The sequence below is a fragment of the Nocardiopsis akebiae genome (assembly GCF_018316795.1).
GTDB lineage: Bacteria > Actinomycetota > Actinomycetes > Streptosporangiales > Streptosporangiaceae > Nocardiopsis > Nocardiopsis dassonvillei.
On sequence record NZ_CP074132.1, the window covers coordinates 3,154,290 to 3,176,638 of the forward strand.

The window sequence follows — 22,349 nt, forward strand, 5'->3', positions numbered from 1 at the left end:
GTGTCGAGCGGATGGGGATGATTCGCCGGGGCGGCCCGGTCCCGCGCGGCGCTTCCCCTTCCTTCGTCCCCTTTTCCGTTTCTCTTGATTGCTTTCCTGTTTCTTTTTCCGGGGTGCGTAGCCGGAGGAGCCCTCTTGTCGGGAGCCGGACTGATCGCAGGTATCGGGGTCACGGTCCGGGGCCGTCGGGGCGCGCACCCGTCCTCAGGGGTCGGAGGCGGCAGCGCGCACCCGGTGAGCCGGGTGGGTTCCGACCGCGAACGGAGTTCTTCGTGCCATTCGGAGGGCATGCCGGTGCGGTGTCCTTTGCCGCACGGAGTCGTGTGACCGGGACCGCATTTTCGGAGTGTCGGTTTCCGTGACCCCCGGGCGGTCGTGCCCCGCGGTGCTCGGCGGTCGTCCGGGGTACAGCCGGGGAACAGCGGGAATCGGGCGGCTCGGGTCGCCGCCCGAAGTTCAGTCGGCAGGGCGCTTTCGCGGGCTGTTCCTGTCGTTAACGAACTGAGTAAAACCTTGAAGGAGATCCTGACGGCATGAGTTCACCGACACGGGAGCAGATGGAGGCCGAACTGCGGCGGCTCGAGACGACGCTGAGGGAGCTCATGGAGGCGGGCGGGGGACTGGAGTCGGAGACCGAGGAGGCCACGTCCGGGAACCGCCTGGTAACCGCGAAGGTCGACGCGACCGGTGACCTCGCCGGGCTCGTGTTCCACACCGACGGGTACCAGGGCATGGCCGCCGCCGAGCTGTCGACGACGGTCGTCGAGGTGATCGCCCGCGCCCAGCGGCGGATGGCGCAGCGGGCCGTGCAGGCACACGACTTCGCCTCCCCCGAAGGCCTCGACGCGTCCGCCGTGCTGCGCGGCGGGACGGACGTCGACGAGGCCCCGCGCGACCTGGAGTGACGGTCCGGTCGCAGCCATCGGACAGCGAACAGGAGGAGGGGCATGTCCGCATCACACGACCGGCTCTCCGTCGACGTAGACGGAATCGGACGGCACAACAAGCTCGTCTACGAGGCCGCCGACTTCACGGACGAGGTGGTGTCCGACGCGCGCGATGTGATCACCTCCTTCGAGGAGGCGCCCTGGGGGGTCGAGGGGGAGTACTCGAAGCGGATGCAGGAGACCCTGGGCGAGGCGGAGCAGATCCTCTGGCAGCTCCTCGACTACGTTGCCGTGGCGCAGAGACAGGCCGCCGACGGGGTGGTCCGCACCGCCCGCGGCTTCTCCGCCGCCGAGGACCTCAACGTCGACGTCTCCGGCTCGTTCGACCCGCGCACGCACGGCGGACGCCGCTGACGGCCGCACGCACGCGGTCCGGTCCCCGCCTCCGGACTCGCGTACACGATCGTGCGCAACGGCTGGTACGACGAGGACTTCGCGCGGCGGCTGGACCGGGCCCGCGCCACCGGCGCCTTCGTCGGCGGCGCGGGCCGGGGCCGCCTCCGTCGTGCCGCGCGACCCGGCGGCGCACGCGGGCGCCGTGTACGAGCTCTCCGGCGACGCCTCGTGCACCTACGACGACCTCGACGCGCCCTCGGGCGAACCGCTCGGCCGCGAGGTCGTCTACCGCGACTGACCACCGAGGAGCACGTGGCGGCCCTGACCGGGGCCGGGCTGGACGAGGACACCGCGCGCTTCGTGGCCGCGCTGGACACCGACACGCGCGACGGCGAACTGTCCGCCACCACCGGTGAGCCGTCCCGTATCGTCGGTCGGCCGACCACCCCGGTCGGCGAGCCCCTGCGCGCCCTGCCCTGACCCGCGCCCCGTCATCCCCCGGCCGGGGATGACGGTCCAGCGAGCGGCCGGAGCCGCCGCCCCTCAGCCGGAGTCCGGGTCGGAGGGGGTCAGGGTCAGCGGCGGCCCGGCGGACGGACCCGGAACGGGGTCGGCCACGACGTCTGGCCAGGGCAGGTCCACCGCGGAGGTCCCGGCGGCGAGAGCTGCCGCGGCCAGCCTCAGCGTCAGCGGCAGTCGTCCGCAGCGCTCGGCGATCCGGGTGACCAGCGCCAGTTCCGCGGCCCGGGCCCACATTCCGGCCACGGAAAGGAACAACTCGACCGAGGACTCCTCCGACAGCACGTCGAGCGGTAGGGGGCGGGCGCCGAACAGCGCGACGAGCCCCGTCAACGGGTGCCGACTGGTGATGAGCACGACGCTGCCCCGGCCGGTGGGGAGCAGGGGAGCGAGCTGCTCGACCGAGGCGGCGTCGTCGAACAGGAACAGCAGACGCTGGTCGGCCGTCACCGACCGGAAGAGCTTGGCGAGCTCGTCGACGCCGGTCGGCAGGCCCCCGGGGTCCGCGCCCAGTCCGCGCAGCAGCTGGCGCAGCGCGTCCTCGGGCCGGGTGGGTTCCTCCCCTGAGTCGCGCCCGCGCAGGTCCACGTAGAGCTGGCCGTCGTGGAAGCGCTCCCGGACGGTGTGGCTCCAGTGCAGGGCCAGTGCGGTCTTGCCGACGCCGGAGACCCCGGTGAGCAGGAACACCGCGGGCCAGCGGTCGGCCCCCCGGTCGTCGTCCAGTGCCTGGTCGAGCACGGACAGCTCCGCCGAGCGGCCGACGAACTCACCGACGCCGTAGGGCAGTTCGGCGGGGCGGACCCGGTGGACGACGGACGCGCCGCCGCGCGTGCTCCCGCCGTCCGGCTCGGCCGTGAGCAGGTCCAGGTGCAGCCGCCGGAGCCGGGCGCCGGGGCCGGTGCCCAGCTCGTCGACCAGCCTCTCGCGCAGCGTCGCGTAGACCTCCAGCGCCTCCCCCGTGCGTCCGCAGGCGTGCAGGGCCGACATCAGCAGGCCCGCGAAGCGTTCGTGGGTCGGGTGCTCCGCGCACAGCGAGAGCAGTTCGGGGACGGCGGCGGCTCCGCGGCCGAGATCGATCTCTGCGCCGTACAGCTCCACCAGGGCGTGCAGCCGCCTCTCCTCCAGAGCCGGGCGCGCGTGGGCGGCCAGCGCCGGTGTGACGCCGCCCAGCGCCGGGCCCGTCCACAGCGAGAGCGCGGTGCGCAGGGTCCGGACCGCCTCGGCGGGGCGGTGGGCGGCGCGCTCGGAGTGCGCGCGCACCAGCAGCCGCTCGAACACGCCGCTGTCCGTGGCGTCGGCCGCCACGGACATCCGGTAGCCGCAGGCGCTCCGGACGATCGTGTCCGCGCCCAGGACCTTGCGGAGCCCGTGCACGTGCGCCTGGAGCTGGGACCGTGCGCTGCGCGGGGGGCGTTCGCTCCAGACCAGGTCGATGAGCCGGTTGTCGGAGACCACGGTGCCGGGTCGCAGGAGGAGCGCGGCCAGGACCGTACGCCTTTTGGGCCCTCCCGTGCTGACCGGACGTCCTTCGGAGTGAACCTCGACAGAACCGAGCATGCGATACCGAATCCCTGACAGATCGGTCTCCACTCATGAACTCCCTGACGCACGATGAACACTCCGCTGCGCAACGTCGCGGAGCATACGGCACTCGTCGGCGCACCGTCCACCTGTGCGGGGGAGGAGTGCGGAGAGTGTCCGGATCGGCTCTGGGGTGACCTGGGGGTTTGGGTTTCGGCCCATGCCGGGCTCGTTGTGTTAACCGACACAAATGCTGCTGAGGCGGGCATGGGTCGGGCGGCCCCGGTGCAAACACCGGCCGGAGCCGCCCGTGAACGGTCCGGTCAGCCGCAGTTGGTGCCGCGCTTGCCGCCCTCGGTGCCGGTGATGCGCCCCATCCAGTCCACGCACCTGTTGGCCGCGTTCAGGTAGATCGGACCGGCGTAGGTGGTGTAGTAGCCGCCGTCGAAGACGTCCCAGTGGTTTCCGGCGGGGCTGATCGACAGGCCCGCCTCGATGAGCACGGCCGAGCCGGGGTTGTTGCGCTTGGCCACGACGCAGTTGTAGCCGTTGGAGCTGTTGTAGGTCAGGAAGACCGTGCCCTTGGAGCCGATGCTGTCCTGGTTGACGACGCTGTATCCGGAGCCGCACTCGCCGCCGTAGGTGGCCGCGGCGGCGGGTGAGGCGCTGACGAGCAGACCGCCCAGGCCGATACCGGCGGCCGCGACGACGGCCGCGGCCCTCTGCGCGAGCTTCTTCATGTCATGTCCGATCATGGTTCGGGGGTGTGCGGAGGCAGGGGAGCGGGGCGGGGGCTCACCCGCAGTTGGTGCGGTAGACGGTCTCGGTGATCGTGCCGATGGTGCCGCCCCAGTCGACGCATTGGCCCGCCGCCGACAGGTATACGGGACCGGCGTAGGTCGTGTAGTTGCCGCTGTCCCTCTTCCAGGACGAGGTGCCGTTGACCCTGACGAACGCCTCCATCGGCGCGGCCGCGCCCGGGTTCGTGCGCACGGTGACCACGCAGTTGTAGCCGTTGGAGTTGTTGTAGGTCAGGAAGGTGGTGCCGCGGTTGTCGGGGAACTCGACCTTGTTGACGACCCCGTAGCCGGACCCGCACGCCCCGTTGTAGGAGGCGGCGGATGCGGGGGCGGCGGTGGCCATCAGGCCCGCCGCGGCGATCCCGCCTGCCGCGGCGAGGGTGGCGGCCTTCTTCAGGAGGTTGCGCATGGTGCTCCCAGTCGTGCGTCGGCGCGCCGCCCGTCGCGGCGCGCGGGGGGTCAGCCGCAGTTGGTCCCGTTGCGGTTCTCGTTGGTGCCGCTGATGTTGCCGAACCAGTCCACGCACGAACCGGCCGCGCTGCGGTAGACCGGACCGGCGTAGGTCGTGTACTGGCCGCTGTCCACCTCGGCCGCGCTGGCGGGGTCGCTGGTGCGCTTGAGGCCGACCGTCATCTCCACCGCCGAGCCCGGGTTGGCCCGGACGGTCACCGCGCAGTTGTAGCCGTTGGAGTTGTTGTAGGTGAGGAAGACCGTGCCCTTGGAACCGATGTTGGCGTAGTTGACCACGCCGTAACCGCTGCCGCAGACACCGTTGTAGTCCGCCACGGGAGCCGCCGCCGACGCGGGTGAGGCCAGTGCCAGCGAGCCTGTGGCCAGCGCCGCCGTGAGCAGTGCGGCGGTACGGAACTTCTTGAACATGGGGGAGCTTTCCGTCCTGGTTGCCGGCGTCCGCTCCGTGCGGACGCCGGGAAGGACTGTGGCACGGGCCGCTTCGATCCGGCTTCGGTTCCGCTTCGCGCCGGCTTCGTGCGCCGCTTCCGGGCCCGGAGCACCCCCTGGAACGCGGCGCTGTCGAAGGAGGCCTCGTCCTCTCCCCCGTCACCGGTGATCCACCAGCGCACGGGCGTGTCCCGGGTGCCTTCGGGGCCGTGGGCCAGGGCGGGTTCGTCGGCGCCGTCCGCGTCGTAGTCGGCGCGGGAGAAGAGACCGGCCACCCGCCCGGCCGCGTCTCCGGCGGAGAGCCCGCCGCCCCCGGCGTCCACCGTCCGTTGCGCGCCGGAGCGCCGTCGCCGTCGACGTCGTCGGGCACGGCACTGCACTCCCCTCGGGCACGGGCGCCGTCTCGTACTCCCGGGCCTCATCGGGGGCGGCCGTTTCCGTCTCCGCCCCCGTACCCGGATCCGGGGCGCCTCCGCACGCGGACAGCAGGAGGGCGCGGGGGAGCAGGACGAGACGGCGGGGCCATGGGACTTGCGGTCGTGACGGGGGCCGGGCCGGGCCGCGCCGGGGCGGGGCCAGCGCCACCGGGGCGGTCGGCGGACGGGAGCAGCCTACCCGCGGCCCGCCCCGTAGACGCTCAGGTGCGTGTAAGCCAGCGAGAACAGCGGCGTGGGCACGCCGAGCTCCCGGCCCCGCGAGACCAGGTCGCCGACGATGTGGTCGGCCTCCACCGGGTTGCCGCGGGTCAGGTCCCAGTACATGGAGGTCGTGGTCGAGGACGTGGTGTCGGCGATGACCGCGTCGGCCCTCTCGCGGGCTGCCCCGCCCGGCGGGTGGCCGGAGGCGGTGGCCACGGCGATGGCCTCGGCGAAGACGGCGGCGGTGAACTCCCGGCCGCCGGGCGCGCTGTTGACCCGGCCGATGGGGCCGCGCATCAGGCACGTGCACGCGCCCAGGGTCGCCAGGAACACCCACTTGTCCCACAGTTCCTGGCGGATGTCGGCGGCGGAGGTGGCGGTGTGGTCCCCGGTGTCCAGAGCGGCGTGCACGTCCTCCGGCGCGACGACGGGGTGTTCGCCCAGCGGTCCGTAGACCAGCTGGCCCATGGTGCCGACCTGGACGATCTCCCCCTGTTCGCCCAGACGCGTCATCACCATGGCCACGCCGCCGTAGACCCGGTCGGCGCCGAAGCGGTCGACCAGGGCGTCGACGTGGCGCATGCCGTTGAGGAAGGGCAGCACCGCGGTCCGCGGGCCCACGGCGGGGGACAGGTCCTTGAGGGCGTCGTCGAACCCGTACGACTTGACGGCCACGATCACCAGGTCGTAGTCGGGGCCCACCCGGTCGGCGGTGACCGCGCGGACCGGCACCGCCTCCACGCGTCCTCGCACGTCGCGCACGCGCAGACCGTGTTCGCGAAGGAGCGCGGCTCGGGCGGGGCGGACGAGGAAGTCCACGTCACGGCCGGCCCGGACCAGGTGCGCCCCGAAGTAACCACCGACCGCTCCGGCTCCCACGACAAGAATCCTCATGCTGCTCCCGCCCGGTGATTGCACGACAACGGACAACCTAGGACCGTGGGATCTCGCCTGGCAAGGGCGCGGCGGGGGAGGGCCGGGTCCCCGGTGCCGCCGCACTCTCGCAAAGCCTGTCCCATGCTTGGGGAACCCCGGTTTTCGCAGGTCGGAGCGGAGGGCAACCTGGTCGTGGCCCGTGTGCCCCGTTCGGGGGGCGAGCACGGCGCGACCCGGGGTGACGCCCCGTCCGCACGAGGAGGAGGAAACGGTTCCCATGGCTTACGTGACCACCCGCGACGGCGTCGAGATCTTCTACAAGGACTGGGGGAGCGGCCGACCGGTCGTGTTCGTCCACGGCTGGCCGCTCAACGCCGACGCGTGGGAGGACCAGATGAAGTGGGTGGCCGACAACGGCTTCCGCGGCCTCGCCCACGACCGCCGCGGCCACGGCCGCTCCGGCCAGCCCTGGAGCGGCTACGACTTCGACACCTTCGCAGACGATCTCAACGACCTCATGAACCACCTGGACCTCCAGGACGTCACGCTGGTGGCCCACTCCATGGGCGGCGGCGAGCTCGCCCGCTACATCGGGCGCCACGGCACCCGGCGCGTGCGCCAGGCCGTCCTGCTGTCCGCGGTCCCGCCGGTCATGGTCAGGTCCGACACCAACCCCGAGGGGGTGCCCGAGGAGGTCCTCACCGGGATCAAGGAAGGCATCCTCCGGGAGCGCTCGCAGTTCTGGAGGGAGACCGCGGAGGGCTTCTTCGGCGCCAACCGCCCCGGCAACAAGGTCACCCAGGGCAACAAGGACGCCTTCTGGTTCATGGCCATGCACCAGGCCATCGAGGCAGGTGTGCGCTGCGTGGACGCCTTCGGCTACACCGACTTCACCGAGGACCTGCGCCGCTTCGACGTCCCGACCCTGGTGGTGCACGGAGACGACGACCAGGTCGTGCCGATCGACGCCACCGGCCGCAAGTCGGCGCGGATCATCCCGGACGCCACCCTGAAGGTCTACGAGGGCGGCTCCCACGGCATCGCCCTCGTGCCGGGCGACAAGGAGAGGTTCAACCAGGACCTGCTGGAGTTCCTCAAGAGCTGACCTGCTCCGGTGGGCGGGGCCGCGCGGGGTATGGCGACAGGACCCGCCCGCCGCGGCGGGCGCCGTACGCGGCCGTGAGGAGCGGGCGCGCTGCCGGACCGCGAGGGCGCGGGCGCCCTCCGGGGCCCCGATCTCCCGCCGGGTGTTGCCAGTGCGGCCCGTGCGCCACAGGATGGGTGCTGCCGACGGCTCCAGGGGCCGTACCGACGCGCGGGAGGCAGGACGTGACCGGTTCGACGACATCCAGCACCGTGGACGACGTCCTCCGGCGCAGCGCGGCACGCGCCCCGGGGCGTACCGCACTGGTCTTCGGCGGGCGCGTCTGGACCTACGCCGACCTGGACGCCGCGGTCACCCGCGCCGCAGCACGCCTGCTCGGCCTCGGCGCCGTCCGCGGCGACCGGGTCGCGGCCTACGGCAGGAACTCCGACGCCTACCTCATCGGGTTCCTGGCCTGCGCCCGGGCGGGGCTGGTCCACGTGCCGATCAACTTCGCCCTCCGGGGGGAGGAGCTGGCCTACCTGCTGGAGCAGTCGGGCAGCACCGTCGTCCTGACCGATCCCGTCCTGCGCCCGGCCGTGGACGCGCTGCGCGACGGGACCGGTGTGGAACAGGTGCTGGAGCTGCGCGAGGGCCCCGGTTCGCTGCTCGCGGACAGCCTGGAGGGGCCGGTGCCCGAACTGGACGCCGGGGTCCGCGACACCGACCTGGTGCAGCTGCTGTACACCTCCGGTACCACCTCCCGCCCCAAGGGCGCGATGATGACCCACCGGGCGCTCGTCCACGAGTACCTGTCCTGCGTGGTGGGCCTGGACCTGTCCGCCGACGACGAGCCCCTGCACGCCATGCCGCTCTACCACAGCGCGCAGATGCACGTCTTCCTCATGCCGTGGCTGGCGGTCGGGGCGCGCAACACCCTGGTGGAGGCGCCCGACCCCGCCGACCTGCTGGAGCGGATCGAGACGGCCGGGCACCGGGCCTTCTTCGCCGCGCCCACGCTTTGGGTGGCGATGGCGGGCCACCCCGACTTCGCCCGGCGCGACCTGTCGAGCCTGCGCAAGGCCTACTACGGTGCCTCCGTCATGCCCGGCCCGGTGCTGGAGAGGCTGCGCTCCGCCCTGCCCGGACTGGGCTTCTACAACTGTTTCGGGCAGAGTGAGATCGGCCCGCTGGCGACCGTGCTGCGCCCCGGGGAGCACGACGCGCGCCCCGCCTCCGCGGGCCGCTCCGCCCTGTTCGTGGAACTCAGGGTGGTGGACGACGACGGCCGCGACGTCGCACCCGGGGAGCTGGGCGAGGCGGTGTACCGGTCTCCACAGCTGTGCCAGGGCTACTGGGACAAACCCGAGGAGACCCAGGAGGCCTTCCGGGACGGCTGGTTCCACTCCGGCGACCTCGTGCGCGCCGACGCCGAGGGCTACATCGAGGTGGTGGACCGGATCAAGGACGTCATCAACACCGGCGGCGTGCTGGTGGCCTCCCGTGAGGTGGAGGACGCCCTGTACACCCACCCCGGGGTGGCCGAGGCCGCGGTGGTCGGCGCGCCCGACGAGAAGTGGATCGAGGCGGTGACCGCCTTCGTGGTGCCCACCGGGGAGGCCGACCCCGAGACCCTGCCCGACGACCTGGTGGAGCACGTGCGCGCCCGCCTGGCGGCGTTCAAGGTTCCCAAGGAGGTGCGGGTGGTGGCCGGGCTGCCGCGCAACGCCTCCGGCAAGATCCTCAAGCGCGAGCTGCGCGACCGCACGACCTGACCGGCACCGCGCCCCGACCGCGGCGAACCCGCTCCAGGGGGCGTCCGCCCTTTCCGGGAGCGGCCCGGACCCGAACCGGAACCCGGGCCTGGGCCTGGAGTCGAGGCCCCGGTCGGACGGCCGCGGCTCAGTCCACGCGGTCGGGCGCCTCCTCGGCGTAGCGGGCGGCCAGGGTGCGGAAGGCCAGCTTGGGCTCCCAGTGGCCGTCGTCGGGGGACAGCCCCGACTCCAGCGGCGGCGGGCGCACGATCCCGAAACTGGCCATGTCCTGGTCGCGGGTGGGATCGGGGGAGTAACGGCAGTCGCCCTCGATGAACATGCACACGAACGCCCCGTGCACCTCCTCGGTCTCGAACACGTCCAGCAGGTCGCCGATGAGGTCGGCCTGCACGCGCTCGTCGCGCACGTGGCCACCCCTGACCCTTCGGTCCCCCAGGTCGCTCCAGTCCAGGATGTCCGAGCCCGAGCCGCCCCTGTCCCGTGCGCCCTCGTACGAACAGCAGCCGAACTCGGTGACGACCACCGGTTTGCCGTGGGCGCGCAGCCGCCGCAGCCCCTGCCGGTAGGTACGGCGGGTGAGTTCGTCCAGGTAGTAGTCCACGCCGACCACGTCGAACGGTGTCCAGTCCACGGTCTCCCAGGCGCCGGAGCCGTAGGTGAGCGGCCCGTGGAACCTCGCGCGCGCGGTGCTCGCCATCTCGCGCAGCAGCCGGTTGAGTCTGCGGTCGAACCACGGCAGCAGGGGGAAGAGCAATCCCAGCGCGCGCGTGCGCCGGTCGAGGTCGCGGCCGGGCAGCACCCCGGTGGCGAACAGGCTGATCTCGCAGCCCACGTTGAGGCCCACCCGTTCGGGGTGGTCGCGGCGCAGCCGTTCGGCGGCCTCGGCGGCCCGGCCCAGGTTGGCCGTCAGCTCGCCCGGCGCGGCGTCGACCAGGCGGGGCTGGACCCACACGTACAGTCCCCGGCCCAGCGCCAGGCGGGCCGCCTCCTCCAGCCGCCCGACGTCCTCGCCGAAGACGGTGACCGCCGTGCAGTGCAGGTCCTCGCGGATCACCCGCATCTCCCGGTCCACCACATCCGTGCGCCACCGCGGCCGGGAGTTCTGGCCGGGCAGGTAGCTGGAGCCGACGTCGTACAGGATCCCCTTCTGCGCCAGGGGGCGGCGCGGCCCGCCCGCGTCGGGGAACGGGTCGCCCACCCGGCCGCGGGCGCGCAAAGCGTACACGACCCAGAAGGCGGCCAGGCCAGGGCCGAGGGAGAGCACCGCCTGCCAGGGTTCCGGGGCGGAGGACGGACGCGGGCCGAGTTCCTCGTAGAGCACGCCGACGGCGGTCAGGGCCGTTCGCGCGGCCAGCGGTGTCCACACCTCTCCTGTGGTCGTCCTCAGGGCCCCGAGGAACAGTCCCAGGAGGAACACCCCGCCGGAGAGCGCCGCCGAGCCGGTGACCGCGGCGGCGAAGAGCGTGTACAGGGCGGCCTGGCCCGCGACGGCCGCCCACGGGGAGAACCGCAGACCCAGGTGGTGCTGCGCGTAGCCGCGGAAGACCAGTTCCTCGGGCAGGATCTGGGCCGCCAGGAGCAGGGGCAGGGCCACGGCCAGGGCCGAGGCGGCGCCCCCGGCCGCGCCGGTGTCCGGGGCGGCCGCGCCCAGGGCCCACGCCGCACCCGTGAGCACCGCCGAGGCGAGCAGGACGGTGAGGGCGGCGGCCAGAGGGGCGGGCCATCCCCGGGGCACGAGGCCGAACGCGGGGGTCGGCGCCCGGTCCAGGAAGCGGCGGGCGGCCCACAGCAGCGGCGGCACCAGCGCCGTGCACAGCGCGGCCCGCACGGCCAGGGCGGGGAGGGAGCCGGGGTCCCCTGCCGGGCCCGGAACCGACGTCGAGGCGGTCACGGCGAGCACACCGACCAGGGTTGCGGCGGCGGAGACCAGGACGGCCGAGGCCACGGGGCTCGCCCGGAGACGCGCGGCCCTCGGGGCGCGGGGTGCGGTGTCGGATGGGGGCGTGGATCGGGGTTCGTCCGGCATGGCCGCCTTCCCGGGATAAACTCCGTACCGCGTTCGACGTTTCCGAACAGTGTACGGATTTTTCCCGAGGAGGCGAGAGTGGCCTACGTCCACGACCCCACGGCCACGCTCGAACTGCTGTGGGACGGACCCCGGCGGCCCCGGCGGGGCCCCCGGCACAACCTCACGGTGGAGCGCGTCGTCGAGGCCGCCATGCTGGTGGTGGAGGAGGAGGGCGTCGGCGCGCTGTCCATGCGCGGGGTCGCCTCCCGGCTCGGCGTGGGCGCCGCCACGCTCTACACCTACGTCCCCGACAAGTCGGCCCTGATCGCCCTGATGGTGGACACGATGGTCGGCCAGGCGGTCCTGCCGCACACCCGCGCCGGCACCTGGCGGGAGAAGGTCCGGGCATGGGCCCACGAGGACCTGCGCTCCTACCGCGAGCACCCCTGGCTCGTCGAACTCACGGGCGCCGGGCAGCCGGTCGGCCCGCACACCTTCGCCTGGGTCGACTCCGCCGTGCGGATCTTCGACGGCACCGGGCTGAGCGACCACGAGGTGTTCACCGTCGTGGAGGCCGTGGACGGCTACATCCGCGGGCACGTCGCCCTGGTCGTCCAAGCCGACCGGGCCGAGGCCTGGACCACTCCCGACGGTCGCACGTGGGACACGGTCCAGGACGCCTTCCTGGCCGCCCGCGCTGGTACGACGGGGCGTTACCCGGCAGTCGGACGCGTGACCACCGCGGGCCCGACCCCGGAGGAGGCCTTCTCGCGCGGGCTGGACTGGCTCCTGGACGGGATAGAGCTTCGCGTGCGCTCCCGCGAGGCCGAACACTCCTAGCGCTCCGCCCGGTCCCCGCGGCCCGACACGGCCGAGGGGGTGCTTGCGCGGGCACCGGGCTCCCCCGAACCTGGGACGGTCCGGGGCGCGGACCCGACCGCCTCGGGCGACCCCGGCCGGTGCGGCCGCGCCGACCGCCCGCCCCGTGTCCCCGGGCCGCGCGGTCAACGGCTGACGAGGAGGCGACGCGGTGAGTGGCGAGGACAGCACGAAGGCCGTGGTCATGGCGTTGGCGGCCAATCTCGGGATCGCCGCGACCAAGTTCGTCGCCTACCTCCTGACCGCCTCGTCGGCCATGCTCGCCGAGGCGGTGCACTCGGTGGCCGACTCCGGCAACCAGCTCCTGCTGCTGGTCGGCGGGCGGCGGGCCAGACGCACGGCCACCCGCGAACACCCTTTCGGCTTCGGCCACGAGCGCTACGTCTACGCCTTCCTGGTGGCGATCGTGCTGTTCACCCTCGGCGGGCTGTTCGCCCTGTACGAGGCATGGGAGAAGATCCGCGACCCGCATCCGATCACCTCCTGGCAGTGGGTCCCCGTCGTGGTGCTGCTGGTGGCCGCCGCCCTGGAGTCGACGGCGCTGCGCACCGCGATGCGCCAGACCAGGACGGCGCGCGCCCGGGTGGGCTGGTTCGGCTTCATCCGCCGCACCAAGGCCCCGGAGCTGCCGGTGATCCTGCTGGAGGACACCGGAGCCCTCATCGGCCTGGCCTTCGCCCTGGCCGGTGTCAGCCTCACCCTGATCACCGGCAACGGCGTCTGGGACGGGCTCGGATCGGGGGCCATCGGACTGCTGCTGATGGTGTTCGCGGTGGTCCTGGCGGTGGAGATGAAGAGCCTGCTCATCGGTGAGTCGGCCAGTGAGGAGCACATCCGCCTCATCCGCGAGGCCATCCTGGGCTGCGCGGACATCGACGCCGTCATCCACATGCGCACGATGCACTTGGGCCCCGAGGAGCTCCTGGTCGCGGCCAAGGTGGCCGTGGACGCCGAGGACGACGCCCGCCGCGTCACCGCCGCCATCGACGAGGCGGAGCGGCGGATCCGCGAGGCGGTGCCCATCGCCACGATCATCTACATCGAACCCGACCTGCTGCGCACGCGGTCCGCGGACTGAGGCGCCCCGCGACCGCGAGGGCCGTGCCCGGAGGACCGGGGAATCCCCTCCGGGGGAGCCCAGCCCTGTGCGCTGGCTTTTTAGACAGCTCTTATTTCCGCTGGAAAAATGAAGCGAACCCGTGTTCGAGTAAAATTAACATTGCCCGGAAGCGCGTGGTCCCCTCGCGGGGTGTGCAGTCGAATCCGATGCCGGTGTCGCCCCTGAACAGGGGAAACATGTCGCCGCCTCCGGTGGGGGTTCGTGCGTCCTGCGGGGTGCGTGTACTTTTCCCGTGCTTTTCCGGCCGCCGCGTGTGTACGGCGGTCCGATTTATGGAGCGTGGTCGAAAATTTCCTCCCGGCGGCTTTTGGGGCCATTTCTTAGGGAACGTACTCCTCACATCGCGATCATCCCCCGCCGAATCCCGGCCGCCCACCTCGATCGGCAGTGCGGGCCCGCCGTCCGCCAACTGCCGTCCAGGCAGACATCAGGCATCCGACAGGACACGAAACCGGGGGCTTCCTCTTGTCCATCAACGTTCCCCACGCGACGCACGAGACCTTCGACCGCACACCAGCCGTCCCCGGACCGCGCAGACCGGTCTGGGACGAGGACCCCACCGCCGAGGACATGCTCGCCGAACTCCACGCCCTGGGCAGTGACGACCCGCGGGCCGACGACCTGTGCGAACGGGTCGTGGTCCTCTACCAGCCGCTGGTCAACAAGCTCGCCCGCCGCTACAACGGCCGGGGCGAACCGCTGGACGACCTGCAGCAGACCGCCATGCTCGGGCTGGTCAAGGCCATCCACGGCTTCAACCCCGACCGCGGCAAGCCGTTCATCTCCTACCTGATGCCCACGGTCACCGGTGAGATCAAGCGGCACTTCCGCGACCACACCTGGGCCGTGCGCGTGTCCCGGCGCCACCAGGAGAACCGGATCAAGCTGCGCCAGGCGCTCAACGACTTCCAGCAGGCCCACGCGCGCACGCCCACGATCCACGAACTCTCCGAGGAGATGGGGCTGCCCGAGGCCGAGGTCAGCGAGCTCATCCAGGTCTCGGAGTCCTACCGCTCCCTGTCCCTGGACGCGCCGGACGCCTCCGACTCCGAGGGCCAGGAGGGCACCCGGCTGGAGGACCACCTGGGCAGCGAGGACGAGGGCTTGGAACTCGTGGTCCAGCGCGAGTCGCTCAAGCCCGCCCTGGCCCGCCTGCCCGAGCGCGAGCGCGAGATCCTCATGCTGCGCTTCTTCGGCGACCACACCCAGTCCGAGATCGCCGACTGCCTCGGCTACTCGCAGATGCACGTGTCCCGGCTTCTCAACGGCGTCCTGGCGCAACTGCGCGAGGAGATGGAGCAGGACGGGCGCGCTCGGGGGTGAGGCGGACCGCGCCGCCGGGGGCCGTCCTCCCGGCGGCGTTCACGCCGAATGTCACCGGGAACGTCTACCGTGCCGCCATGGCGACCGCACCGCTGACCGCCCGAGCCTTCCTGGCGCGCCTCGACGGGCACCGCAGCGACGGGGAACTCCGCAAGTACCAGCGCTACTTCCGCTTCGAGGCCGGACGCCGGCCCGAGGACGACTGCTTCGTCGGCGTGCGCATGGGCACGGTGTTCGCCCTGGCCAAGGAGTTCGTGGACATGCTCCTCGACCAGGTCGAGGAGCTGATGGACAGCCCCGTGCACGAGGCCCGGGCCGGGGCGATGAGCATCATGGAGAAGAAGGCCCGCCACCGGCGCAGCACGCCCGAACGGGTAGCCGCGCTCGCCGATCTGTACCTGCGCCGCCACGACCGCGTCAACAACTGGGACCTGGTGGACCTGGCCGCGCACCACGTCCTCGGCCGCCACCTGCGAAAGCGCCGCCGCGGGGTCCTGTACACCCTGGCGCGCTCGGACGACCCCTGGCGGCGGCGCACCGCCATCGTGGCGACGGCGCGCTTCATCGCCCACGACGACCTCGACGACGCCTTCGCCCTGTCCGAGATCCTCCTGGAGGACGACCACGAACTGGTGCAGAAGGCGGTGGGGTGGATGCTGCGCACCGCCGGGGACAAGGACCGCGACCGGCTGCTGGTCTTCCTCGACGACCACGCCGCCCGCGCCCCGCGCCCCCTGCTGCGCGCCGCGATCGAGAAGCTCGACCCCTCCCGGCGCGCCCACTACCGTTCCCTGTGAACGCGCCGGCGAACGAGTGAGGAACGATGCCATGCCCCCCGACACCGAGCGCGACCGGCTCCGCGAGCGCCTGCTGGCGCGTGCCGGGACCGACGACTCCGTGGTGGGAGCCGCGCTCACCGGCTCCAGCGCCGACGGGACGGCCGACCGGTGGTCCGACATCGACCTCGTCCTCGCCGTGCGCGAGGGCCGCGACGGGGTGCCCGCCGACTGGACGGAGTGGCTCCACCGGGAGTTCGGCGCGCTGCACCACTGGGACCTGCCCGTGCCCGGCCCCCGCCTCGTCCGCGTGTTCCTCCTGCCCGGGTGCCTGGAGGTAGACCTCGCCTTCCTCCCCGAAGGTGAGTTCGGCCCCCGCGGCCCCCAGTGGCGGACGGTCTTCGGGAAGGCGCGCGAGCTCCAGCCCTTCCCGGAACCGGACCCGGACACGCTGATCGGCCACTCCTGGCACCACGCCCTGCACGCCCGTGTCTGCGTCGAGCGCGGACGCCTGTGGCAGGCCGAGCACTGGATCGGCCGCCTGCGCGAACAGACGGTGGCGTTGGCGTGTCTGCGGCTGGGCAGCCCAACGGCGTTCAACAAGGGCGCGCACCTGCTGCCCGCCGAGGTCACCGACCCCCTGGGGGCCACGCTGGTCCGCGCGCTCACAGGGGAGGAACTGCTCCGGGCTCTGGAGGCCTTGACGGCGCTGCTCATCACCGAGGTCGCGTGGGTCCGGCCGGAACTGGCGGACGCGCTGGGGCCCGAACTCGGGCGCGCCTCCTCGGACGGCGGGCGCTGAGCGGCGCCGCGCCCCCGCGGGGACACGGCGCCGGATCCGCTACTCGGAGGGTTCGGGCAGGGGCGGGCACTCGATGGTCGGGTTGACCCCCATGTAGTTCAACGGCCCGACGAAGATGGTTCCGACGGTGTGGCCCAGCGTCGAGCACGAGGTCTCGTCGTCGCTGAACAGACCGCGCTGGAACGCGGCGATCAGCCCGATGAGCAGCCACAGGACGACGAGGGTCGAAAGAACGATGCGTACTCGCACGCTCTGCCTCCAGGGGATGGGGGTGGTGGATCGGTTGTCTTCGCGGCAGACCTATACCCGCGAGACGCGACGTTTCACCCGGTGCCGCCTCCCGCTTCTCCCGAGCCCCCCGCTTCACGGAACGCCCGTCCTCCCCGGCTCAGGGCCACACGTCGAACCGCCACCTGGTGGGCCCGTGCGGCAGTTCGGAGACCGGGAAGGCGAACACCGTTGACGGGGGGATCGTGAACACCCGGTAGGGCGGCGGGCCCGCGGTCGGCGCCCCCTCCGGGCCGGTCAGCCCTCCCTCCCCGACGAGGGGGGCCCACCCGTGGCGTTCGGCGTAGCCCGCGGCCACCCGGTCCAGCAGGTCCGGGTCCAGCACCCGCTCGGCGGCGCCCTCCACCACCACGTCCATGACGCCGGTGGTGAAGGCCAGGCTGACCTGTGGGGACGCGGCCAGCAGCCGGGACTTGGCGGTGCCCCCGCCCGACGCGAAGAAGGGCTGTCCGTCCACCCACACCGCCAGCAGCGGCCGGGTGTGCGGCTGACCGTCCGCGCGCGTCGCGGTCAGCCAGCACGTCGCTGCCGACTCCGTCAGGTGGGGGAGCACCTCCTCCCACACGCCGGGTGCCTCACTGGTCAGGGACTGCGCCTGGGGGCTGGGGAACACGTCGCGCTCCTCGGGTCTGGCCTGAACGAGCGAATCACACTAGCCGTGCGCACCGACACTCAGGCAGCGGCCGGCGCGGTGTGTCGCGTGCGCACCGTGAAAGCGGTGAACACCACCGCGGCGGCCACGGCCGTGGCGAGCATGACCGCGGTCATGCTGGACAGGGTCACCGGGCCGGTCAACCCGGCGGTCGAGGCCAGGCCGGAGCCGATGCCGAACTGGAGGGTGCCCAGAAGGGCCGAGCCGCTTCCGGCGATCCTCGGCGGCTGCCCGTCCAGGGCCAGCGCGGTGGCGTTCGGCGAGACCAGCCCGGTGAACACCATCATCACGAACAGCGCGATGGTCACCGTCACCAGGCTCGCCCCGCCCGCGGACCCCAGCAGCGCCAGCGAGGCCACCGAGGCGATCGACCCGGCCAGGCCCATGAACAGGCGGCGGTGGATCTCGACCCGGCGGATGAGGTAGGCGTTCAGCTGGTTGCCGATGATCATGCCGAGCGTGGTCACCGCGAACACCAGGCTGAACTCCTGGGCGCTGGCCCCGAAGCGAGAGTGGGCCACGAACGAGAAAGTCGAGATGTAGGTGAAGCTCATCCCGAAGCTCAGCGCGAGCGTGAGCGTGGGAGCGGTGAAGCGGATGTCGCGCAGCAGGCGGCCGAACACGCGCAGCTGCGCACGCGGGCTGACTCGCTCGCGCTGCTCGGGCGGCAGGCTCTCGGGCAGGCCGAACAGCACCAGGGCGAAGGTCGCCAGTCCGGTGGCGCCGAGCACGGCGAAGAGCAGCTGCCAGGGCCCGAAGAAGAGCAGCTGACCGCCCAGGATCGGGCCGAGCATCGGGGCTAGGCCGGAGAGCAGCACCAGCCGGGAGAAGAAGGTGGCGGCGGCGTCGCCGTCGAACACGTCCCGCACGATCGCACGGGAGATGACCAGTCCGGCCGCGGCCGACAGCCCCTGGCCGAAGCGCAGCAGGCTGAACATCTCCACGCTGTCGACCGCCGCGATGGCGAGGGTGGTGGCGGTGAACACGCCGATGCCGACCAGCAGCGGCGCGCGACGGCCCCATCGGTCGCTGAGCGGGCCGATGACGAGCTGGCCCAGGGCCAGACCGGCCATCACCGAGGTCAGGGTGAGCTTGACGCTCGCCTCGCTGGTGCCCAGGTCGGAGGCGATCTGGGGCAGCGCGGGCAGGTACAGGTCGGTGGCGAGCGGGCCGATCGCGGACAGCACGCCGAGGACCAGGACCAGCAGCAGCGTGCGGCGGCGCGTACGCGCCGTGGCGGCCGTGGCCTCCCGGCGGGACGGTCCGGCCTGCTGCGGCACGTCCTGGTGGTTCAGGGGATTGTCGGCGGTAGGGATGTTCCGGGTGTCCGGGACGACCTGGACGTCCGGGGTGATCTGGGCACGGCGATTCGGGCGTGCGGAAGCAAGGGTCACCGGGGCTCCAACGCAGGGAGAAGTAACAACGAGCGGTGCGCGGTACGCGGGGGCGCCGTGAACCGCCTTCGGGCGGGGCGCCGACAGAAGTCCCGTGGCGGGACCAGAGGGTCCCGGGATCACTTCCGCCTCCAACACAAGGCTAGGAGCAGGCAATCCCCGCTTTACCCAACACGTCGAGTGATCCGAATTACGGTCCTGGAAACCCCTGCTGGTAAAGGGATTCGGCCCGCTGTGACGACGCCCATGCGGGGACGGGAGCCCTCTGGCCGTCGTGTTCCGCTCATTCCCCGGCCGTATGCCGTTCGATTCCCCTGGTTACCCGGTGGTAGTTCCGCTGGGCGAAACACGCCTTTCAGTAGCGTGTTCTGTGAAGAAAAGAGCGGACCTGGGAGGCGCGCCCCAGGAGCTCACAGGCCCCCGGGGCCGGGGTTCCGCCCTCCGGCGGCCGCGCGCCGCGACCCGGGGAACGGAAATTGCCCCAAGGCGTATGATAATCTGGCCGGGTAAGAGTTTATGGGGAAAGAAAAAAAGTTTCCCCCGGTCTTGTGTTCGACCTTTTTCCAGTTATTCTCGGCATATGCCGAGCCCCCTTTCTCCCGTCGTGCTGTCCGCGTCCGTCATGACCCACCCCCGCCGGATCTCCGCCGCGCGCCGCGTCCTGGACTCCCTCGGGATCGCGGACGCCTGCCTGGCCGTGGACCCCGAGCCCGACGGGCCGCCCAGCTCCCTGCGCGCCTCCCGGGTCGCCTTCTCCAGCGCCGAATGCTTCGACTCCACCCACCACCTCGTCCTCCAGGACGACGTCCGCGTCTGCGCGGATTTCACCGGTTCCGTGCGCGACGCGGTGAAAAGACGTCCGGAGGCCGCGCTCTCCCTTTTCGTGGAATGGGGTTCGCGCACCGCCTACCTGGCCCGGTGGGCGGTGTTCACCGGAGCCGGAGCGGTACCGGTGACCAACCCGTACATGCCGACCCCGGCCCTGCTCCTGCCCCGCGAGCTGGCCCTGGACATGGGCCGCTACCTGCACGGCGCCGGGGGCAGCTCCGACGACCGCGCCGCCCTGCGGTTCCTGCGGGAGCGTGGCACCCCCGCCCTGGTCGCGGCGCCCAACCTGGTCGAGCACGAGGACCTGCCCAGCATCAAGGGCAACGACGGCCACGGCCTCCGGCACTCGGCCTGCTTCGCGGCGGAGGGCGCACGCTTCGACGGGCCGGTCCTGGACCTGCCCCCGCTGCTGCCGTTCCTGCGCTGGAACACCGGGGAGGCCGTGGTCATCGACACCGGCGACGACGTGCCCGAGGCCCACCGGCCCACACCGCGGGTGCTGGAGGAGTGGGGCGCGTCGCCGGGGGAGCTGAGCCGGGACTGCGCCGAGCACCTGGGCACCGGTTCCGGGCCGCTGTTCGCGCTCTGGACCACCGCCGCCGCCTTCGGCGCGGTCCAGGAGCGGCACTGGCCCGGCACGGTGGCGGGCCTGCGCGCCCGCCGGGACGATCCCCTGGTCGGGCGCGCGCTGGCCACCTTCGCGCCGGGCGCGCTACGCGTCGTCCTCGACCCGGACCGGCTCGCGCGGCTCTCCGGGCGGTTCGTACCGGCGGTGCTCGCCGCCATGGAGTACGGGGCCCGCCTCACCTCCGCCCGCCCCTCCTGAGCGGGCGGCCGCGCCGGTGCGTCCCCGGCCGCGGCCCGCGGCGCCGACGGCGCGGCCCGGCTCGCGGGCCGCGCACCGCGGCCCTCAGTGCCCCCGGTCGATCCACTCCTGGAGGTGGGGCGCCTCGGCGCCGATCGTCGTGGACGGGCCGTGCCCGGTGTTGACCACCGTCTCCTCCGGCAGGCTGAACAGCCGGTCGCGGATGGACTCCACGATCGTCGGGAAGTCCGAATAGGACCGTCCCGTCGCCCCCGGGCCGCCCTGGAACAGGGTGTCGCCGCTGAACAGCACGCCCAGGTCGGGCGCGTACAGGCACACGGCCCCCGGGGCGTGGCCCGGGGTGTGCAGGACGGTCAGCCCGGTCCCGGCGATGGTGACGACCTGTCCCTGGGACAGCTCCGCGTCGGGCGCGCGGTCCGGGTGGGTCATGTCCCACAGCACCCGGTCGGCCGGGTGCAGCAGGATGGGCGCACCCGTGGCCTCGGCCAGCGCCGGGGCCGCGTTGACGTGGTCGTTGTGCGCGTGCGTGCACACCACCGCCACGAGTTCGCGGTCGCCCACCGCGCCCAGGATCGCGCCCGCGTCGTGCGCGGCGTCGATGACCAGTGCCTGGTCGCGGTCGCCCACGATCCAGACGTTGTTCTCGACCTCCCACTCCCCGCCGTCCAGGGCGAATACCCCGGAGGTGGTCAGGTGTTCCACCCGCGCGCCGCTCACAGGATCACCACCGAGCGCAGGACGTCGCCGCGTTCCATCCTGGCGAAGGCCTCCTCGACCTCGCCGAGGCCGATCTCCTCGGTGACGAAGCCGTCCAGGTCCAGGCGCCCCTGGAGGTAGAGGTCGATGAGCACCGGGAAGTCGCGCGAGGGCAGGCAGTCGCCGTACCAGGAGGACTTCAGCGCCCCGCCGCGGCCGAACACGTCCAGCAGCGGCAGGTCCAGGCGCATCTCCGGCGTGGGCACGCCCACCAGCACGACCGTGCCCGCCAGGTCGCGCGCGTAGAAGGCCTGCTCGTAGGTCCTGGGCGTGCCCACGGCGTCGATCACCACGTCGGCGCCGAAACCGCCGGTCAGGTCGCGGATGGTCTCGACCGGGTCGGTGAAGGAGGCGTTGACGGTGTGGGTGGCGCCGAACCCGCGAGCCCATTCGAGCTTGCGGTCCTCCAGGTCCACGGCGATGATCCGTCCCGCCCCGGCCAGCCGCGCGCCCGCGACGGCCGCGCTGCCCACGCCGCCGCAGCCGATGACGGCGACCGAGTCCCCGATGCCCACGCCGCCGGTGTTGAGGGCGGCTCCGATCCCGGCCATGATCCCGCAGCCCAGCAGACCGGCCGCGGCGGGCGAGGCCTGCGGGTCCACCTTGGTGCACTGCCCCGCGGCGACCAGGGTCTTCTCCGCGAACGCGCCGATGCCCAGGGCGGGCGAGAGCTCGGTGCCGTCCTCCAACGTCATCCGCTGCTCGGCGTTGTGCGTGTCGAAGCAGTACTGGTGCCGCCCCCGGCGGCAGGCGCGGCAGTTCCCGCACACCGCGCGCCAGTTCAGGATCACGTGGTCACCCGGCGCGACGGTGGTCACGCCCTCGCCCACGGACTCCACCATGCCCGCGGCCTCGTGCCCGAGCAGGAAGGGGAACTCGTCGTTGACGCCGCCCTCGCGGTAGTGCAGGTCGGTGTGGCACACCCCGCACGCCTGCACCCTGACCACGGCCTCGCCGGGCCCCGGATCGGGCACGACGACCGTGGTGATCTCCACCGGAGCCCCCTTGGACCGGGAGACCACCCCTTGTACCCGCTGAGACATCTTCGCTTACCCCCACACGTGGCCGGAGGCGGCGCGGGTGTGCGCCGCTTCCGGCACCATTCCCCACCCGCGTCACACCTATCCCGGTCCCGGGGCCTCCTCCTGCGCCGGACGCCCTCCCACCGGTTCCCCGGGGTGCGGCCGGGGAGCGCCGGTCACGCCCCCGAGCCAGGGCGGAGGGGCGCGAGCGCGGCTCCCCCACCGCGCGGGGCGGATCCGCCCCGCGCGGGAGCCTCCGGGCCAGGGCCCCGTACGGCT

At 72.6% G+C, this 22,349-nt stretch carries 22 protein-coding genes; 11 read left to right on the forward strand and 11 right to left on the reverse strand.

Annotated elements, in window-relative coordinates:
- The first annotated feature begins 533 nt into the window (after window positions 1-533).
- The 3 genes from KGD83_RS13450 (at window position 534) to KGD83_RS28595 (ending at window position 1,763) form a co-directional block, all read left to right on the forward strand.
- Window positions 534-905, forward strand: a complete 372-nt coding sequence (locus KGD83_RS13450; RefSeq protein ID WP_212644088.1) for a hypothetical protein — start codon at window positions 534-536, stop codon at window positions 903-905.
- Window positions 906-947: 42 nt separating this feature from the next.
- Complete coding sequence (locus tag KGD83_RS13455) at window positions 948-1,301, forward strand: hypothetical protein (protein WP_212644089.1); 354 nt, start codon at window positions 948-950, stop codon at window positions 1,299-1,301.
- A 294-nt stretch (window positions 1,302-1,595) separates the two neighbouring features.
- The gene (locus KGD83_RS28595; protein WP_249352335.1) at window positions 1,596-1,763 is read left to right on the forward strand and encodes a hypothetical protein; all 168 of its coding nucleotides are present in this window, start codon (window positions 1,596-1,598) and stop codon (window positions 1,761-1,763) included.
- A 63-nt stretch (window positions 1,764-1,826) separates the two neighbouring features.
- On the opposite strand, the gene KGD83_RS13465 is transcribed toward KGD83_RS28595, so the two are convergent.
- From KGD83_RS13465 to KGD83_RS13485, 5 genes are all read right to left on the reverse strand, one after another.
- Window positions 1,827-3,359, reverse strand: a complete 1,533-nt coding sequence (locus KGD83_RS13465) for an AfsR/SARP family transcriptional regulator (RefSeq protein WP_212644090.1) — start codon at window positions 3,357-3,359, stop codon at window positions 1,827-1,829.
- Between the two features lie 287 nt (window positions 3,360-3,646).
- The gene (locus KGD83_RS13470) at window positions 3,647-4,063 is read right to left on the reverse strand and encodes a spore-associated protein A (protein WP_212644410.1); all 417 of its coding nucleotides are present in this window, start codon (window positions 4,061-4,063) and stop codon (window positions 3,647-3,649) included.
- 55 nt (window positions 4,064-4,118) lie between these two features.
- The gene (locus KGD83_RS13475) at window positions 4,119-4,532 is read right to left on the reverse strand and encodes a spore-associated protein A (RefSeq protein ID WP_212644091.1); all 414 of its coding nucleotides are present in this window, start codon (window positions 4,530-4,532) and stop codon (window positions 4,119-4,121) included.
- A 50-nt stretch (window positions 4,533-4,582) separates the two neighbouring features.
- Entirely contained in the window at window positions 4,583-5,002 is a 420-nt protein-coding gene (locus KGD83_RS13480; RefSeq protein WP_212644092.1) for a spore-associated protein A, read from the reverse strand.
- Between the two features lie 632 nt (window positions 5,003-5,634).
- A complete protein-coding gene (locus tag KGD83_RS13485; RefSeq protein ID WP_212644093.1) occupies window positions 5,635-6,555 on the reverse strand; it encodes a ketopantoate reductase family protein in 921 nt (306 codons plus the stop codon).
- 259 nt (window positions 6,556-6,814) lie between these two features.
- Between KGD83_RS13485 and KGD83_RS13490 the strand changes: the two genes are divergently transcribed.
- Together KGD83_RS13490 and KGD83_RS13495 are read left to right on the forward strand one after the other, a co-directional pair.
- Window positions 6,815-7,642, forward strand: a complete 828-nt coding sequence (locus tag KGD83_RS13490; protein WP_212644094.1) for an alpha/beta fold hydrolase — start codon at window positions 6,815-6,817, stop codon at window positions 7,640-7,642.
- Window positions 7,643-7,866: 224 nt separating this feature from the next.
- Window positions 7,867-9,396, forward strand: a complete 1,530-nt coding sequence (locus tag KGD83_RS13495) for an acyl-CoA synthetase (RefSeq protein WP_212644095.1) — start codon at window positions 7,867-7,869, stop codon at window positions 9,394-9,396.
- Window positions 9,397-9,523: 127 nt separating this feature from the next.
- Here the strand turns inward: KGD83_RS13495 and KGD83_RS13500 are convergent, their stop codons facing one another.
- Window positions 9,524-11,341: a CPBP family glutamic-type intramembrane protease gene (locus tag KGD83_RS13500; RefSeq protein ID WP_249352337.1), complete on the reverse strand. Its 1,818-nt coding sequence runs from the start codon at window positions 11,339-11,341 to the stop codon at window positions 9,524-9,526.
- 159 nt (window positions 11,342-11,500) lie between these two features.
- Between KGD83_RS13500 and KGD83_RS13505 the strand changes: the two genes are divergently transcribed.
- The 5 genes from KGD83_RS13505 (at window position 11,501) to KGD83_RS29030 (ending at window position 16,304) form a co-directional block, all read left to right on the forward strand.
- A complete protein-coding gene (locus tag KGD83_RS13505) occupies window positions 11,501-12,244 on the forward strand; it encodes a TetR/AcrR family transcriptional regulator (RefSeq protein ID WP_212644097.1) in 744 nt (247 codons plus the stop codon).
- Between the two features lie 190 nt (window positions 12,245-12,434).
- Window positions 12,435-13,361: a cation diffusion facilitator family transporter gene (locus tag KGD83_RS13510; RefSeq protein ID WP_212644098.1), complete on the forward strand. Its 927-nt coding sequence runs from the start codon at window positions 12,435-12,437 to the stop codon at window positions 13,359-13,361.
- A 507-nt stretch (window positions 13,362-13,868) separates the two neighbouring features.
- A complete protein-coding gene (locus KGD83_RS13515; RefSeq protein ID WP_212644099.1) occupies window positions 13,869-14,726 on the forward strand; it encodes a SigB/SigF/SigG family RNA polymerase sigma factor in 858 nt (285 codons plus the stop codon).
- Between the two features lie 77 nt (window positions 14,727-14,803).
- A complete protein-coding gene (locus KGD83_RS13520; RefSeq protein WP_212644100.1) occupies window positions 14,804-15,523 on the forward strand; it encodes a DNA alkylation repair protein in 720 nt (239 codons plus the stop codon).
- Window positions 15,524-15,554: 31 nt separating this feature from the next.
- Complete coding sequence (locus KGD83_RS29030) at window positions 15,555-16,304, forward strand: nucleotidyltransferase domain-containing protein (RefSeq protein ID WP_212644101.1); 750 nt, start codon at window positions 15,555-15,557, stop codon at window positions 16,302-16,304.
- Window positions 16,305-16,343: 39 nt separating this feature from the next.
- On the opposite strand, the gene KGD83_RS13530 is transcribed toward KGD83_RS29030, so the two are convergent.
- The 3 genes from KGD83_RS13530 to KGD83_RS13540 form a co-directional block, all read right to left on the reverse strand.
- Window positions 16,344-16,553 (reverse strand): hypothetical protein, encoded by a 210-nt coding sequence (locus KGD83_RS13530; RefSeq protein WP_017567061.1) that lies wholly within the window; start codon window positions 16,551-16,553, stop codon window positions 16,344-16,346.
- A gap of 139 nt (window positions 16,554-16,692) precedes the next feature.
- Complete coding sequence (locus KGD83_RS13535; protein WP_212644102.1) at window positions 16,693-17,205, reverse strand: pyridoxamine 5'-phosphate oxidase family protein; 513 nt, start codon at window positions 17,203-17,205, stop codon at window positions 16,693-16,695.
- 59 nt (window positions 17,206-17,264) lie between these two features.
- A complete protein-coding gene (locus KGD83_RS13540; protein WP_212644103.1) occupies window positions 17,265-18,638 on the reverse strand; it encodes a multidrug effflux MFS transporter in 1,374 nt (457 codons plus the stop codon).
- 580 nt (window positions 18,639-19,218) lie between these two features.
- On the opposite strand from KGD83_RS13540, the gene KGD83_RS13545 reads away from it, so the two are divergent.
- Complete coding sequence (locus KGD83_RS13545; RefSeq protein ID WP_212644104.1) at window positions 19,219-20,292, forward strand: hypothetical protein; 1,074 nt, start codon at window positions 19,219-19,221, stop codon at window positions 20,290-20,292.
- 84 nt (window positions 20,293-20,376) lie between these two features.
- Here KGD83_RS13545 and KGD83_RS13550 read toward each other — a convergent pair whose 3' ends face one another.
- Window positions 20,377-21,009, reverse strand: a complete 633-nt coding sequence (locus KGD83_RS13550; protein ID WP_212644105.1) for an MBL fold metallo-hydrolase — start codon at window positions 21,007-21,009, stop codon at window positions 20,377-20,379.
- Window positions 21,006-22,091, reverse strand: coding sequence for an S-(hydroxymethyl)mycothiol dehydrogenase (locus KGD83_RS13555; RefSeq protein WP_212644106.1), 1,086 nt, complete (start codon window positions 22,089-22,091; stop codon window positions 21,006-21,008). The genes KGD83_RS13550 and KGD83_RS13555 overlap by 4 nt, the downstream gene beginning before the upstream one ends.
- Window positions 22,092-22,349 lie beyond the last annotated feature (258 nt).